Annotated in this window: 12 protein-coding genes and 2 pseudogenes; 4 read left to right on the forward strand and 10 right to left on the reverse strand. The window is 57.6% G+C overall.

Annotated features, from left to right (window positions below; genetic code table 11):
- Positions 1 to 90 precede the first annotated feature (90 nt).
- Positions 91 to 1131, forward strand: a pseudogene (locus tag JH25_RS0126840) (GGDEF domain-containing protein); the annotation flags it as partial.
- On the opposite strand, the gene JH25_RS22375 reads toward JH25_RS0126840, so the two are convergent.
- The 4 genes from JH25_RS22375 to JH25_RS22360 form a co-directional block, all read right to left on the reverse strand.
- Positions 1128 to 1499: a hypothetical protein gene (locus JH25_RS22375; protein WP_005786715.1), complete on the reverse strand. Its 372-nt coding sequence runs from the start codon at positions 1497 to 1499 to the stop codon at positions 1128 to 1130. The pseudogene JH25_RS0126840 and the gene JH25_RS22375 overlap by 4 nt on opposite strands.
- On the reverse strand, positions 1496 to 1834 hold the full coding sequence (locus JH25_RS22370) for a helix-turn-helix domain-containing protein (protein ID WP_005786712.1): 339 nt from the start codon (positions 1832 to 1834) through the stop codon (positions 1496 to 1498). Before JH25_RS22370 ends, JH25_RS22375 begins: the two co-directional genes overlap by 4 nt.
- 97 nt (positions 1835 to 1931) lie before the next feature.
- On the reverse strand, positions 1932 to 2387 hold the full coding sequence (locus JH25_RS22365) for a YkvA family protein (protein WP_005786711.1): 456 nt from the start codon (positions 2385 to 2387) through the stop codon (positions 1932 to 1934).
- A 290-nt stretch (positions 2388 to 2677) separates the two neighbouring features.
- Positions 2678 to 3418, reverse strand: coding sequence for an FKBP-type peptidyl-prolyl cis-trans isomerase (locus JH25_RS22360; protein ID WP_005786709.1), 741 nt, complete (start codon positions 3416 to 3418; stop codon positions 2678 to 2680).
- 247 nt (positions 3419 to 3665) lie between these two features.
- Between JH25_RS22360 and JH25_RS22355 the strand changes: the two genes are divergently transcribed.
- Together JH25_RS22355 and JH25_RS0126845 are read left to right on the forward strand one after the other, a co-directional pair.
- Positions 3666 to 5474: a di-heme-cytochrome C peroxidase gene (locus tag JH25_RS22355; protein WP_032876997.1), complete on the forward strand. Its 1809-nt coding sequence runs from the start codon at positions 3666 to 3668 to the stop codon at positions 5472 to 5474.
- A 29-nt stretch (positions 5475 to 5503) separates the two neighbouring features.
- A pseudogene (locus tag JH25_RS0126845) lies at positions 5504 to 6636 on the forward strand (catalase family protein).
- A 270-nt stretch (positions 6637 to 6906) separates the two neighbouring features.
- Here the strand turns inward: JH25_RS0126845 and JH25_RS0126850 are convergent.
- Entirely contained in the window at positions 6907 to 7155 is a 249-nt protein-coding gene (locus JH25_RS0126850; RefSeq protein WP_103735460.1) for a helix-turn-helix domain-containing protein, read from the reverse strand.
- A gap of 132 nt (positions 7156 to 7287) precedes the next feature.
- Between JH25_RS0126850 and JH25_RS22350 the strand changes: the two genes are divergently transcribed.
- Positions 7288 to 7863, forward strand: a complete 576-nt coding sequence (locus JH25_RS22350; RefSeq protein WP_050549314.1) for an acyl-homoserine-lactone synthase — start codon at positions 7288 to 7290, stop codon at positions 7861 to 7863.
- On the opposite strand, the gene JH25_RS22345 is transcribed toward JH25_RS22350, so the two are convergent.
- The 5 genes from JH25_RS22345 to JH25_RS22330 form a co-directional block, all read right to left on the reverse strand.
- On the reverse strand, positions 7856 to 9394 hold the full coding sequence (locus JH25_RS22345; RefSeq protein ID WP_032876999.1) for an amidase: 1539 nt from the start codon (positions 9392 to 9394) through the stop codon (positions 7856 to 7858). The two genes, JH25_RS22350 and JH25_RS22345, sit on opposite strands and share 8 nt — an antisense overlap.
- Before the next feature lie 37 nt (positions 9395 to 9431).
- Positions 9432 to 10136 (reverse strand): helix-turn-helix transcriptional regulator, encoded by a 705-nt coding sequence (locus JH25_RS22340; protein ID WP_050549315.1) that lies wholly within the window; start codon positions 10134 to 10136, stop codon positions 9432 to 9434.
- A gap of 191 nt (positions 10137 to 10327) precedes the next feature.
- Positions 10328 to 11719: an aromatic ring-hydroxylating oxygenase subunit alpha gene (locus tag JH25_RS22335; protein ID WP_032877002.1), complete on the reverse strand. Its 1392-nt coding sequence runs from the start codon at positions 11717 to 11719 to the stop codon at positions 10328 to 10330.
- Positions 11720 to 11758: 39 nt separating this feature from the next.
- Positions 11759 to 13747 carry an alpha/beta fold hydrolase gene (locus JH25_RS27585; protein WP_050549316.1) on the reverse strand — a complete coding sequence of 663 codons (1989 nt, stop codon included), beginning with the start codon at positions 13745 to 13747 and terminating at the stop codon, positions 11759 to 11761.
- 34 nt (positions 13748 to 13781) lie between these two features.
- Positions 13782 to 15359 (reverse strand): class I adenylate-forming enzyme family protein, encoded by a 1578-nt coding sequence (locus JH25_RS22330; RefSeq protein ID WP_032877004.1) that lies wholly within the window; start codon positions 15357 to 15359, stop codon positions 13782 to 13784.
- Between the last annotated feature and the right edge of the window lie 28 nt (positions 15360 to 15387).

Raw genomic sequence — 15387 nt, forward strand, 5'->3', positions numbered from 1 at the left:
GCGGTCCTTTTTTTTCGATCGAGATCGCCATGACCGTGACCGAACCGCTGAATGCATTGGGCTCAATCCTGGCTCAAGGCAGTTTGCACACCGCAGGAAGCGCGCCTGATGTTGCCCAAGCCGGATAACACCACGACTGCCCTCAGCGATGAAGGCAGTGACCTCAGCGCCCTGCTGAACGAACAGCCAGCGGTGGATCAAGACACCGCCACGGCTCAAGTGCTGGAAGCGTTCCATCACCAGGCCAATCTCAATTCACTGGCGGTGCTGGATGGCGGCGGTCGCCCGATTGGAATTGTGCACCGACACTCGCTGTCGGACGCGCTGCTCAAGCCGTTCGCGACCGACTTGTTTGCGCGCAAACCGATCAGCCGATTGATGAGCGATGATTTCCTGGCGGTGGAGTTGAGCCAGTCCTTGCAACAGGTCAGCCGTTTATTGACCAGCCGCGCACGGCAGCGCATCGAAGAAGATTTCATCATCACGTTGAACGGTGACTATCTGGGCCTGGGCCGGGTGATCGACGTGCTCAAGCTGATCACCGAACTGAAAATCCAGCAGGCGCGCTACGCCAACCCGCTGACTTTGCTGCCAGGCAACGTACCGATCCAGCAATGCCTGGCTCGGCTGTTGCAGCAACAGCGCGAGTCGCTGATCTGTTATGTGGATATCGACAGTTTCAAGCCGTTCAACGATATCTACGGCTACGGGCGTGGGGATGAAGTGCTGCTGTGCCTGGCGCAATGCCTGAACGACCAGGTAGACCCCAGCCGCGACTTTGTCGGGCATATTGGCGGCGATGACTTTTTGCTGGTGCTGGGCCCGCAGGATTGGCGCAAGCGGCTCAACCAGTTGCTGGACGACTTCCATACCCAATGCCGACGCTTTTACCGCGCCGAGCACGTGGATGCTGGTTGCTTCGTGTCACTCAACCGTCAGGGCGTGCGCCAGGAGTTCGCCTTGCTATCGCTGTCTATCGGTGTGGTGCATCTGTATCCACAGGCCTGTGCGCAACTCGATGCCAGCCAGTTGGCAGAACTGGCCTCGCAAGCCAAGCACCATGCCAAGGACGTGGCCGGCTACAGCATCCATGTGATCGACAGCCTGGACATGTACTCAGCAGCGCTTTAAGCCTCGGCGGACTCCGGGTATTCGTACTCGAACACCCGCACCACTTCCGAAGCGTGCCAGGACGCAGCCGCCACGCCATCGGAGGGTCCACTGAAGCGCCCTAGACGCTCCACACACTCAAAGAACCCGGTACGTGGCAGGCGGCTGGCACCCTGGCTGATCACCAGGGAACTGCGCAGCGGCTGCTCGGCCTTGGCATCCAGCGCCGCCAGGTGCTCCAGGGCAGCCGCCAGGGTCTGCATGGCTGGCGTCGGAAATTGCAGGCGCTCAAGCAGCGCCCGGTACGTCAACAAATGGCGCTGGCGACGCGCCTGATCCAATTCGTTGAGCAACCCATCCCAGTGTTGACGGCTGATACGTAGGCTCAAGACTCATCCCTCCAACCTGCCACGCCCAATTCCCAGGCCAGGCTGCGGCGAATTGCGGCATCCGGCTGGCGTTCACCACTTTCAATCAAACCAAGGTACGAGGGGCTGATCCCCACCGTGCGTGCCAGGGTCTCGATAGCCAGGCCCTTGGCTTCACGCAGGCCGCGCAGGTCTGCGAGCGGTCGCAGGTCCTGGTCGATGGCGGCAGAGGCGGCAGGAGAAGAAGCGGGTGTAGGTGGCTGCTGACCGGCAGCTTTTAGCAGCGCCTGGTACTGGTCCCATGGCAACACCGCATATTCGGGTGCGCCATCGCGTGAAATGATCTGAATATCCATGACTGCCCCGTAGGATAAAAACACTTACTAAGTAAGTTCTTTCCTTAGAAGTGTAATCCTAACAGCCACGAAGGTCGCTGGGGGATCCCCGGCATCATTAGTTTTTTTGTGGGTTTTCCTGGGCCAGCAGCTCAGGCGTTGCAGGGAGGCGCTCAACCACCGCGAGTTTTTCCGGACGTTGCGCATCCCGCCAGGCGCGAAAGGCGCTCAGTTCGCCGCTCAGGGTCTTCATGACCCATGCCAGAACCGCGATGTCGTCGAACATGCCGAACATCGGGATGAAGTCCGGGATCGCGTCAATCGGGCTCAGAAAGTACATCAACCCCGCCACCACCGAGATCAACGCCTTGGGGCTGATCGCTCGGTATTCGCCGCGCCAGTAAGCCAGGCAAAGGGCTTGGAGCAATTTGAGATCATCCTTGAGCTGGCCCAGGCGATTGCCCTGGCTTGAGCCTTTGGCCGCAACGGCAAACAGCAAGGTCGGCAAACGTCCACGGCCCAGCAGACGCGCGGCCATGGGCAGAAAACGGGTGAAGTTGAAGGGTGGTTTCATCAGGCACTCCAGTTCCAGGCGAGGTAAAAGGTTATCCACACAAATTGTGGATAACCTTGTGAACAGAGCCTGTTTTATCAGCTGAAAGCCACGGTCTATAAGGCTTACAGTCAGATCGGGCGTTTTTTGCGCACATAAAAAAACCCAAGATTTCATTGACTTGGCCTGTATGTGCGGCTACCCGTGCTCGAGTCTTACATCAGACTGCGCGCAATGCTGCGGGTTCTATCGGATTTACCCAGAAACAACAACGCCCCGTCGAGACGGGGCGTTGTGTGTTCAGGCGCCGATTACTTCTTGGCGGCTGGTGCAGCAGGTGCGTCAGCAGCTTCTGCCTTGGCTGGGTCCTTGATGCCCAGCAGTTCCAGGTCGAATACCAGCACGGAGTTGGCTGGAATCGCCGGGCTCGGGCTCTGGGCGCCGTAGGCCAGGTCGGACGGGATGTACAGCTCGACCTTCTCGCCAACGTGCATCAGTTGCAGGCCTTCGACCCAACCCGGGATCACGCCGCTGACCGGCAGGTCAATCGGGCTGCCGCGATCCACGGAGCTGTCAAAGGTGGTGCCGTTGGTGAGCTTGCCGGTGTAGTGCACAGTCACCACGTCGGTTGGCTTGGGCTGTGCGCCGTCGGCCTTCTTCACGATCTTGTACTGCAGACCGGAAGCGGTGGTGACGACGCCGTCTTTCTTGGCGTTGTCTTCGAGGAATTTCTTGCCGGCAGCTGCCGACTCTTCGCTCATTTTGGTCATGCGCTCTTCGGCACGCTTTTGCAGCGCGGCGAAGGCTTCAACCAGCTCGTCATCTTTGAGCTTCTGCTCTTTCTTGCCGACAGCATCTTCGATGCCTTGGGCTACCGCTTTGGAGTCCAGGTCATCCATGCCTTCTTGGGCAAGGCTCTTGCCCATGTTCAGGCCGATGCCGTAGGAAGCTTTTTGCGCCGGGGTTTTCAGCTCTACGCTGGTCTGCGAATCACAACCCGCAAGTACCAGGCTAACCAGGGCCACCGCCGCCGCCAACCGATGCTGTTTCATGCTATTTCCTTGTTCATGCGCCAAAAGGGCATTCGAATAAAGTCGCGAGCTTATCAGGCGGCCACGACCAATGGCTACCGGCATGTGAGCAGGAAACTTCTGATAAGTTCACGTGTTTAAAAGCATTTCCATTTATCATGGGGCACCGCGACGGATCGCGGGACCGCCTGCCAGCAGGCTCATCGCTACTTGCCGCACCTGTGGCGCAGTGGCATAACAACGCGACAATTCGACAAGGATAGTTATCTTGCGCACTTTTTCCCGTGTTTTACTCCTGATACTGATCGCCCTGGGCCTGATTCTGGCCGTGGTGCTCTATTACACCCTCAACCCCAAGCTACCGGACTACGTGCCAGTAAAGCAGGTGCACTACCAGGATCAATGGAGTGCCGCTGACCGCCAGACCTACTACTTCACGCCCCAGGGCACCCAGGTAAAGGGCCTGCACTACGATTGGTTCACGGCCCTGGAGCTGCCGTTCTCCGAGCAACGCTTTGCCGCGCCGGAGTACCTGGCGCGCTTTGGGTTTCTGGTCGACCCCAAGCAAGTGCCCACCCCGCAAAACCCTGGCAACCTGCCGGTAGGTTTTGCCCGACACCAGAACGCCGACAGCCAGGTTCAATACCTGGATATCACCTGTGCGGCCTGCCACACCGGTCAATTGCACTTCAAGGGCCAGGCCCTGCGTATCGACGGTGGCTCGGCGCAACACGTGCTGCCCTCCAGCGTACCCACCTTGCGGGGCGGCAGTTTTGGCCAAGCCCTGGTCGCCAGCCTTGCCGCTACGTATTACAACCCGTGGAAGTTCGAGCGCTTCGCCCGCAAAGTCCTGGGTGATCAGTACGATACCCAGCACAATCAGCTGCGCCAGGACTTCAAACAATCGCTGAACCAGTTCCTCAAAGTCGCCTGGAATGATACCCATCGCGGCCTCTATCCCACCGAAGAAGGCCCCGGTCGTACTGACGCCTTCGGGCGCATCGCCAATGCCAGCTTTGGCGACGCTATTTCCCCCGACAATTATCGTGTCGCCAATGCCCCAGTGGACTACCCGCAGTTGTGGGATATCTGGACATTCGACTGGGTGCAGTGGAATGGCTCGGCTCAGCAGCCCATGGCGCGCAATATCGGTGAAGCCCTTGGTGTAGGCGCAACCCTGGCCTTCTTCGACAGTGCCGGCCAACCGCTCCAGGGCGACGCTCGCTACCCGTCCAGCGTACGCGTGCGGGACCTGCACCTGATCGAAGAAACCCTGCAACGCCTCAAGCCGCCAACCTGGCCGGAGGACTTGTTCGGCGCCATCGACAACCCCCTCGCCGCCCAAGGCCGCGCACTCTTCGCCGAAAACTGTGCTGGCTGCCATATACCCGCGGTCACCGAGGAAAATGGCCGCCCGGTGCAGCAGTTGAAAATGCTGCCGGTGGACTACATCGGCACCGACCCCGGCACCGCCAGCAACATTGCCGACCAGCGTTATGACCTCAGCGCCCTGCAATGGGACCCGGCCGAACTGGCCCAACTCAATGTTGAACTACACCCTGCGCCCACCGCGCCACTGGATCTGAAAAAAATGTCCGTGGCCCAGGGGCTGGCCTACGTCACCGCCTTTGTCGAAGAACATGCCTACCGCGCTGCCGGCGTGACCCCGGCCGAGCGCCCGAGCCTGGACGGGTTCGGCCTGCCGATTGGCGTGCGCGAATTGCGTGCCTATAAAGCGCGACCACTGGCAGGCGTATGGGCTACCCCGCCGTTCCTGCACAACGGTTCGGTGCCGACGATCTACCAACTGCTTTCGCCCCAGGACGAACGCAGCACCACCTTCTATAAAGGCACGTTCAACTACGATCCACGCCATCTGGGTTTTGAAACCGCCTCGTTCAAGAATGCCTTCCTGTTCGATACCCGAATCACCGGCAATCACAACAGCGGTCACGAATTCCGCGCAGGCGCACGGGGCAATGGCGTCATTGGTCGTGGCTTGCTGCCCCAGGAGCGCTGGGCGCTGCTCGAATACCTCAAAGTACTGGGCGGCCCGCTGGAGCACCAACTGCCATGATTATTCGATCACAAAACAAGGAACGTTCCATGCTCGCTCGTCTCTGGCTGCGTCTCGGCGCTTTTCTCGGCAAGACCCTGTTGTGGCTGGTGGGCGTTGGGCTGTTGGGGTGGCTACTGGCGACCGTATGGTTCGCCTGGCAGCACAGTGGCCCGGTGTCAGCGGATGAACAGATCCCGCCGGGTGAAGCAGCGATGACCCAAGGCATCATCCAGACCGCCGTACGCATCGTTGACCAGCACCGCGAAGGCACTCGCTACCTGCGCGATGCCCATGCCAAGGCCCATGGTTGCGTGAAAGCCGAGGTCAGCGTTCTGGCGGATCTCGACCCGGCCTTGCGCCAGGGCGTGTTCGCAGAGCCGGGCAAGGTCTGGCAGGCGACGATGCGCCTGTCCAACGGCAACGCCTACCGCAATTCGACAGCATCCGCGATGCCCGCGGCATGGCGATCAAGCTATTGGATGTGCCGGGCAAGCAACTGATGGCCGACCAGCAAGCCCGCACCGAGCAGGATTTCGTGATGTTCAGCCACCCGAATTTCTTTGTCAGCGATGTCGCCGAATACGCGCAGAACATCGGCGCGCAAGCGGATGGCAAGAAGGTCCTGGCGTTCTTTCCCAAGCTCGACCCGCGCAGTTGGCAAATACGTCACCTGTTTATCGCCCTGGCAACGCTGGCGCCCGCACCGGCCAGCCCGACGCAGACGACTTACTTTTCAGTGTCGCCCTACAAGTTTGGCGCGGCCAACGCCAAGTTTCGCGTCGCGCCCGACCCGCAAAGCTGCCCGGAATACGTACTGCCTAAACAGAACCAGGCCCTGCCGAACTTCCTGCGCAGCGCCCTCAATCAGCAACTGTCCACCGACCGCGTAGCGGCCTGTTTCGTGCTGCAGATCCAACGGCAGAACCCGCAAAAGTTCATGCCCATCGAAGACACCAGCATCGAATGGAAAGAAAGCGATGCGCCGTATGAAACCGTGGCCAAGGTCAGGATTCCTGCCCAGGATTTCGACACGCCGGCGCAGAACCTGGCCTGCGATAACCAGTCGTTCAACCCTTGGTTCGGTGTGGAAGCACACCGCCCCATCGGCGGCATCAACCGGTTGCGAAAGGCGGTGTATGAAGCGGTCAGCGACTACCGTCACAGCCGCAATACGCCGTAGCGGCCGTTGCGCGTAAAGAGCGCGTAACAATGGGCCCGGCGCCGTAAGGTTTGCGTCGGGTCTATTGAAGCCAGGAAGCCGAGGCCCTAGCGTGATCGTCAACTCAAATCTAAGCAGGAAATCACCGTGGAAAGCTCAACTCTCGGCATGCTCGTGCTTTCAATAATTGCAGTGTTCGGCACCGCGTCGTTTATTTTCGAACACTTGGCCGTTCGCCAGACACGCAAGAAAAAACTCAAATAACCCAGCAGTACTCGCCAGGCTTGGGAGTCAGCCGAACCTGTCCGAGGCAGACTTGCCCATACGCTCGAACTCCAACTCAAGATCATCGTCTGCAATAACCCCTGCGCAGTACAAGCGCAGCAGCATGTACAACGGAACAAGCATCCGCCCCGTCTTTTCAATTCGACTTCCTGAACTCTGGGTGACACCAAATTTCGCCCAGAAATCCGCTTGGGTCATCCCTTTTTTCGTTCGAAAAAAAATGACCTCATTCACAAACTTTGAACATCTATACATACACGCCCAACTCCCGCTCAGAAGAAGGGGATCTTCACATACTCCTTGATATCAGGATACCTATCAACACTTATAGTTTAACGCTTATGCAATCTGCATAAAGCTATGCACTTCGAAGCCGAGGAAGCCAGCATGAAATATCTAATAGACAAACGCGAGAACATATCACCACGTTATCTGGAGGGCATGCATAAACTTCGGGCTTCAATCTTCAAGGATAAAAAAGGCTGGGATGTGTCGATAATTGCCGACATGGAGATAGATGGTTACGACGCCTTGGCCCCCACTTATATGCTGCTGATCGATGATATCAACGAAAACAAAGTGGCGGGCTGCTGGCGTATATTGCCAACCACAGGTCCCTATATGCTCAAAGACACGTTCCCCAACCTGTTGACCACTAAAAAACCTCCGCGTGCCGCCAACATCTGGGAGCTTAGCCGATTTGCCATAAGTGCCAGTGAGCGCGGCGGCTTCGGCTTTTCCAATACCGCCATGAAGGCCATTGGTCACCTCATCAGGCATGCGCACTCGCAGCACGTTGAAAAGCTCATCACCGTTACTTCCGTGGGTGTCGAAAAGATGCTGATGAAAGCGGGGCTGGAGTTGGTCAGACTAGGCCCGCCCCTGACTATCGGCGTAGAACGAGCCATCGCTGTTGAAGTTAACTTGAGCAACAAGACCCTGGACGCAGTCAATGCTATTTGATCTGAGTACTTGACGCCGCTGAAGAGTGAGGCGGGCTACGATGTCGCCAGGGCCGTGCAACTTCAAGCGAACGTGCAAGTTGCAGCAGCAAGGCCTCATTGCCCATCTTTGCGATGAACTGTGTGCCGATGGGAAGTCCTGTTTCGTTCCAGTACAGAGGCACACTCATCGCCGGTTGCCCGCTCATATTGAACGGTGTCGACCACCCCATATATTCCATGACAGTGCGCGAATGTTCTGCAAGGCGATTGCCCAGTCGCAGGGGCCAGTCCATTCCCCATTTACCTAATACTCTACGCGATAGGCGATCCTCCAACGGACTCAAGCGAAACGCTCCCACCTTCGATGCCAACTGGTTGGCTACCGGCGTCACCAGCACATCGTAGTGTTCATGAAAGGCGCTCATGATGCGCCCCTGATGAAGCGCCAACTCTCTCGCCCTGGCGAGATCGACCGCTTTGAGGATATGGCCCTGCCGGGCCAGGGCCCAGGTCCCGCTCTCGAAATCCGCGTAAGTCGCCACGCGATCAAGCATGCGCCCCGCGTTCTGCACCAGGCTCGCCATTTCCCCGCACACCAGGGTCAGCATGGCTTCGCATAATTGATCGGGGGATGCCAAGGGTGGATGGGCTTCAACCACCTCGTGCCCAAGGTCCGTCAACAGCTTCAAACTGCTTTCCAACGCGGCGCGACAGTCGGGACTCAAATCCCCACCCAGAAAAGGCTTGAAGGTGTAAGCAATGCGCAGCCTGCCAGGCGCATCGCCGATACCCGCAAGAAACGATTGAGCCGGTGCGGGCCAACGGTAAGCATCAGCATCATCACTCCCCGCAATCAGGATATCGAGCATGGCAGCACTGTCGCGCACGCTTTTTGAGACCGCGTGTTCAACTACCAGACCCTGCCATAACTCTGAAAAATGCGGCCCGCAGGGAGACCGACCACGTGTTGGCTTGAGGCCGAAAACCCCGCAATGGGAAGCGGGTAGCCGAATTGAGCCACCTCCATCGCTGCCGTGGGCAATCGGGGTCATGCCCGCCGCGACCGCTGCACAGGCACCGCCGCTGGAGCCGCCCGGCGACAATTCCAAGTTCCAGGGGTTACGTGTGGCACCGGTTGCATCAGACTCGGTATAGGGATGCAAGCCCAACTCCGGCGTCGCGGTTTTACCGACAAAGATCAACCCCGCCTGTCGATAACGCTTGATCGTCTGCGAGTCCTCCCTGGCAACAAAGTGCGCGAACAGCCGGGAGCCGTTACGTGTGGGGCAGCCCTGAATCTCCGCAAGCAGGTCCTTGACCAATAGGGGGACGCCGGACAACGGGCCGTCTGCCAATGGCACCTCGCATTGTGCCTTGGCCTCGCGCTCAAGAAGATGCACCACCGCGTTGATCGCGCCATTTCCTGCGTCGATCCGCTGAACGGCGGCGCTCACAAGCTCCAGAGGGGTTACTTCTTTAAGGCGCACCATCTCAGCCAGCGCAATGCCGTCCAACTGGTCGTATTCAGGAAAGTGGAACGCGCTGACCATAAGAACCCTTAATTGAAGGCGTTATCGATAATCCGCATCAGGGCGTGACCAGGCCGGAACGGATGCCGCTGATCACGGCGTGCTGGCGCGATTCAGCATTGAACTTACGCATAAAGTTGGTGACATGGTAATTAACTGTAACTTCTGCACAGGACAGAATTCGCGAAATTTCCCAAGAGGTTTTACCGGCGGCCACCCACTTCAGACATTCCAGCTCACGAGCGGTCAACTTCGGTGGTTTTTCGACCTCCTTTTCAGCAGCACTCTGTATTTTCTGGAACGATTCGATCAGATAATCACGCATCAAGGCAAATTGTGGCAGCCCCTTGGAACGAATGACGTCGGCCGGTGACTTCTCATCCGTAATAAAGTTCAACATTCCGAACTCTCCGCGCGGCCCATGGATGGGCATACACAGCCCCGAACAAACACCACTGGCGCTCGCAGCCTCATACAATTGCTGTTCGGGCTTGTTAATAAAATTTTCCTTTGTCCAGACCAACGGCAATGAACTGTTCAAGCAATGAAACACAACAGGGTCGACTTCGTAATAGGCATTCGCGTCATAGATACTGCGCCATGACCTGGAATAATTACTGATGATGGTCGAAGAGCTGAAAGGCGTACTGATCGTGGGCTTAACCCCAAACAGCACCGAAGAAAATCCATACTCTTTCGCCAAGGCAAACAGCACTTTACTCCAGGCCTCCAGCGTCTCACACATTAGAATGTCTTCAAGCATCTTAACCTCCTTGTTATATGGGGACTATTAGTGGCCGCCCCACATTGAATGGCCACTATTCGAAGAGCAACGCTCACCTTGCCAGGCAGGTTGGATCCAATCCACTTCAAGAAGTAAGTTAACGAAAAAACATAGATTGTCAAATTAAACAAAAGTCATAATGGCGCGCATTAAGTCCCGTGACGAATGGTTCAATCGCGCCTGTCAAGATAGTGCATAAGTGTGTTATGGAAGTGCCGTATCCTGGATTCATGAAGATCGCTCAATACCAGCGGGTCATTGCTCAAGGCTTGCAGGCCCGCACGCATATTCTTGATATTGTCCATGTCCTGATCGTATACATAGCCTAACCAGTCAGGCAGTACACCGGCGTGCTCATAGGTGTCGTCCGGCCCCATTTCCACGGTCGCTGCAGGCTCGGGCCGCTGCGCGCCCTTGGGTATGTCGACCAAGTAGAAAAGATCGAAGATGCAGCTGTTATGGTCGTTTTGGTTGGGGCGAAAACGCAGCACGGGCGGCAGAGAAATGCCGCGAAAGAAGATCATATTCGGGAACAGCGAATACTGCAGTACATCGACGGCTTCAGCGTCAGACAACCCACTGACATCCCTGCCACTGGCCAACCCGTATTGCAAACGCATCACACTGGCCATGTAGCGCCTTGCTGTCATGCCGGCCTGAAGGTGAGGGGCGTAGGGGCCGCTTTTCCCATTGAGTACGTTGCGATGAAATTGATCCATGATCGCCTGTTCGGACAGCGGCTCATGATCCTCGCAGACCGACAGCCCGACCGCGTGAAAACTGCGGCTCACATGACGCTCATCGGGTCGAACATCGTATTGCAGGGTATCGCTCAGATGGGCCCATGTATGCCCGTGCGTCTCGGGGGCATGCAACCCTTCCATGAAGGACTCCATGACGTTTTTCCAGTTCGCCGGGAGTATGTGCCGGCTGTGCCCCGCAATGTACTTGCCCTCATACTGATTGATGGCCAACTCACCGGGCAGGCTCTCCATATAATCGGCCAAAGGCTCGCAGGCAGGATCCATATTGATGAAAATGAAACCGCCCCAGGTGTCTGTCTTGACCTCCAGCAAACGGCGACCCTCCCAGTCAAGGTGGGCAAAATCCCATGCCGCCGGTATGCGCTTGAGGGTGCCATCCAGGTCCCAGGCAAATCCGTGATAGGGGCAACGCAGTTCTCGCACGCTCGAATCGCCCGAGCACAGGCGCCGGCCACGGTGACGACAACTGTTGTAGTAGGCCTTGATTTCCAGTGCTTCGTTACGAACGAGGATGAAGGATAACTCGCCGATCTCGTAGAGCGTCAAATCCCCCGCCTCTGGAATTTGTTCCTCCCGCGCAGCCATCTGCCAAACTCGAGACCACATCCGATCCATTTCCAGTTGATGAAAACCGGCAGACAGATAGGCGTCGCGATCAACCTCCATCCTGTACCGGCCTGCGGGAAAATGCTCCCGCATATCGGCCGGGACACTGCTCTGATCGTCGCGTGCCAGGACCTCTTGATAATCGATGGGCATGGACAAGTCCGCGACGTGCTCGATCAATTTGCTTTTCATCTTCCCTCCTTTGATGCCGTGTGGATGAGCAGGCTGGACTTATGCATCCGCCTGGGAACCCGGCATCACCGGGCTGAGGTTCTTGATATACGCCGTCACCACCCCCAACAACCCCAGGTGGTTATACAAACCAAAATGATCCATGCCAGCGATTTCCGAATAGTCAGCACCCTCATGCAGTTCGATAAAGCGCTTTGACTCATGGGGGCTCACAGCTTCATCACAGGTGCCGGCGATGACATGGCACGGTACCCCGAGTTGCTCATCCTGCAGCGGGTACTCGCCGACTTGCAGCGCGGTAATAGCCCGGCTATAGCAATACAGCGACTCCGCGGATTCAAAGGGCAGGCTCGTCAGGTGGATAAGGTTCGGATCCGTCGCGTCGAGGATCTCGCTGGATTGGCGGCTCTGTGTCGCACTCTCGGTATTCTCACTGCCGGAGCGCGCAAAAAACGACGCGTGAAAGCGCTCTGCCTGGCTACGCGACTGTGAAATAAGCGGCAACACCTGCCGCAGGTTGCGCATGAAAGCGGTCTCCTCTTCCTCTGCGCTCACCAGGCCATACGCGCCACTGATAAGCGTCAGGCTCGCGACTTCTTTCAACTTGCGGGCGTGATAGGCGATGTAGGCCCCCGAACACCAGCCGATCAGATGTGCTTTTTCTATATTGAAGTAATCAAAAATCCGCTGCAGGTCGCCGATATGCGCCGCAACACTGACGTCAATGGTGTCGATATCATCCACGGGGCTGGGGATACCGCGGCTTTCCCAGGTAACAAAGCGGAAGTCATCTTCCAGGGCCTCCCTGAGGCGGTTGGCCAGTTCCAAAGGCATGCCGACTGCGTTGATGAAGACCACGGTTTCCTTGCGCTTGTCCGCCGAGGCATAGACATTGAGGGGCACCCGGTCTTGTGTATCGATCACGTATTGACGCAAGAGGTCAGGTTTGCGTTGGCTCAGCGCCACCACCCCACCCTTGATGTAGCCCTCGACGTCTGCAATCGTCAGCGCACAGCCGCCTCCGTCGGCCCGAAGAAAGGTCTTGGTGTTGTGGATGTAGGGGTTGTAAAACACGGTTTTACGGGCCAGCAGTTTCTCGATGGCCGAGGGGTTTTCCAGCCCGCTTTCATCGATCTGCAAACCACTGAGCTCAATGGCCCGGGAAATAATATCGAGCAACACGCGCACTTCGATATTGGTCGACGACGTGGCGTGGAAGATGCCCCGCGGGCAACTCGCCAGATTGTCGTACACCCGCATGATGTCCTGGCACACCTGATCTACTGGCACCAGGTTGACCCTGGCGTGGGGCTTACCCGACAGGCGCACGGTTTGTTCAGTGTTGCGCATGGCGCGCTTGAGGCGGTTGACCTCCCTCAGGAACCCATACAGGCCAGTGGTGCTGCCACCTGCGGATTGAGTGGCCTGCGGACCGATAACAATCGACGGTCGGATAATCACCAACTCAATTCCACTGGCAGTGCACAGGCGGTCAATCAAGTGCTCGGCCGCACATTTGGTTTCTTCGTAATAGTTATTGAATTCAGTGCTCTGGTGCAGGCATTCCTCCACCTCACCCGAACCAACGCCTGCGGTATAAGCAGTCGAGATATAGAAAAACGTCTGGCAGCCCAACGCCTGTGCTGCATGGAACGCATGGGTCAGGCCGTTGATATTGTGCTCATAGATAATGTCGCGGTTCTTTTCTTCGAAATTGAGCGATGAAGCAAAGTGCAGGAAGACCGCCTGCTCCGAGGCCTGCGCCCGGGACTGAGCGATATCCATCCCCGCCAACGGCTGGGTGATATCGGCGCGCCGGGCTTTCAAGCCGGCAAAAGAGAGTCGCGCGTCAGTGGCAGGATAATGCTGGCCCGCCGAGAGCACCGCATCGCGGATACGATGTCGGCACTCATTGTCGTCGCGCCCCCTGACCAGGCAGGTCACATCGAACTCACCGGTGAGCAAATGCCGATAGATAAAATGGCTTCCCAGAAAACCAGTGCCGCCGGTCACATAGAGCTTTTTCATGTCGCCTTCCTCAAACGGTAAATGACGGGCCTGCTCAGGCCGGTTCATGGGCCTGTTGCAAAGCCATCTGGCGCAATTGATTTTTGGCAATCTTGCGCAAGCCGGCACGGGGAAAATCTTCCAGGAAAATAATTTCGCGAGGCCGCTTGAAGTCGGCCAGGCGCTCGCGGCAGGCCTGTTCGATATGCCGCCTGGCGAGCGCCTGGTCCTCACGACCGCTAGCGTTGAGCACGGCAAACAACACCGGTGTTTCCGTCAACAAGGGATCGGGGCGCGACACTACCGCCACTTCGCTGATCATGGCGCTGGCGTACGCAGCGAACTCAATCTCCGAAGCCGATACGTTTTCCCCGCCCACCTTGATGATGTCTTTCAAGCGCACATCAAAAAACAGCACGCCCTCGGTAGTCTCGAAAAAGCGGTCGCCAGTGATGTACCAACCGTCCTCTGTGAAGGCGTCGCGGGTTTCGCCAGGCTTGTTGAGATAGCCCAGAAACAGATTCTTGCCGGGTTGCGCGTTGAACTGCAGATCGGCACTGATTCGCGCATTGAACGGCCCGGCATTCGTGACGGGATCGGTCAACCGATAGCGGTAGCCACTCACTGGCTTGCCAATCGAATAATTGAGGTCCGCGCTGTGCTGCTCGCTCGTCACACTGCCAATGGCAAACAGCTCAGTCATGCCCCACCACCCTACGGTCTTCACACCAAACAGCGCCTCCACGTCGGTGTTGCGGCTGGGAAAGCCCCAAAACCTGAAGCTGTGTCGAACCGGTTTCTCCAGGGCTGCCAGGGCATGACAAACGAACGGCAGGATCGCGGCCCATGTGCATTCAAAGTGTGCCGCATCGCTCCAGAAGCGTTGGGGGTTGAACACCCGCCGTAGCACCATGGCGGCTCCCGAAAACAATGAGGTGAGCACTTGATAGGAAAAAGCCATGGTGTGGCAGAGCGGAAAAAACACCAGCGTCACATCGTTTTCGGTGACCTGCAGGTGCTCGATATTGGACTGCGCTGACCACACCAGGTGCGCGTGGGAGATGACGACGCCCTTGGGCTGGCTGGTAGTGCCCGACGTATAGAGGATCAGCGCTGGATGATCGCCTGCGACGCACGCCATGCCGACGCAGGCCCCCCGCATGGAGACGAGCTCATCGATGCCAGGAAAAACGGAGCACTCGCCGGTGTCCTCGTCCGAGGCTGCCACCACTACCATGGAAGTATGCAGGTCGCCGGCAAACAACCCCAGGTCATTGAGTGAGGTGACGACCATCTTCGGCGCAGCATCGCTGACGATGTAGCGCATTTCTTCCTGACTGAGGCGATTACCCACTACTACAGCGGTCGCTCCGAGATAGGCGCAGGCGAATACCAGGATCAACGCATGGGCTTCGACATCGAGGCACAGCACGATTCGATCGTCACGCTTGATACCCAGCCCGGCCAAGGCCACCGCTGCGTTGCTGATAGCTTGATGAAGCTGGGCATAGGACAGCTTCGCGGCACTGCCCAGATCCGGTAAGTGCAGCGCGGTACGCTGGGCATGCCGATCGCACACCTGCGCTAATGCCAGGCATACATTTGCACCGACGTCAGGGGTCAACTGTTCCATCTCACATTCCCTTGCCATACCAAAAATA

The organism is Pseudomonas sp. BRG-100 (assembly GCF_000737955.1).
GTDB lineage: Bacteria > Pseudomonadota > Gammaproteobacteria > Pseudomonadales > Pseudomonadaceae > Aquipseudomonas > Aquipseudomonas synxantha_A.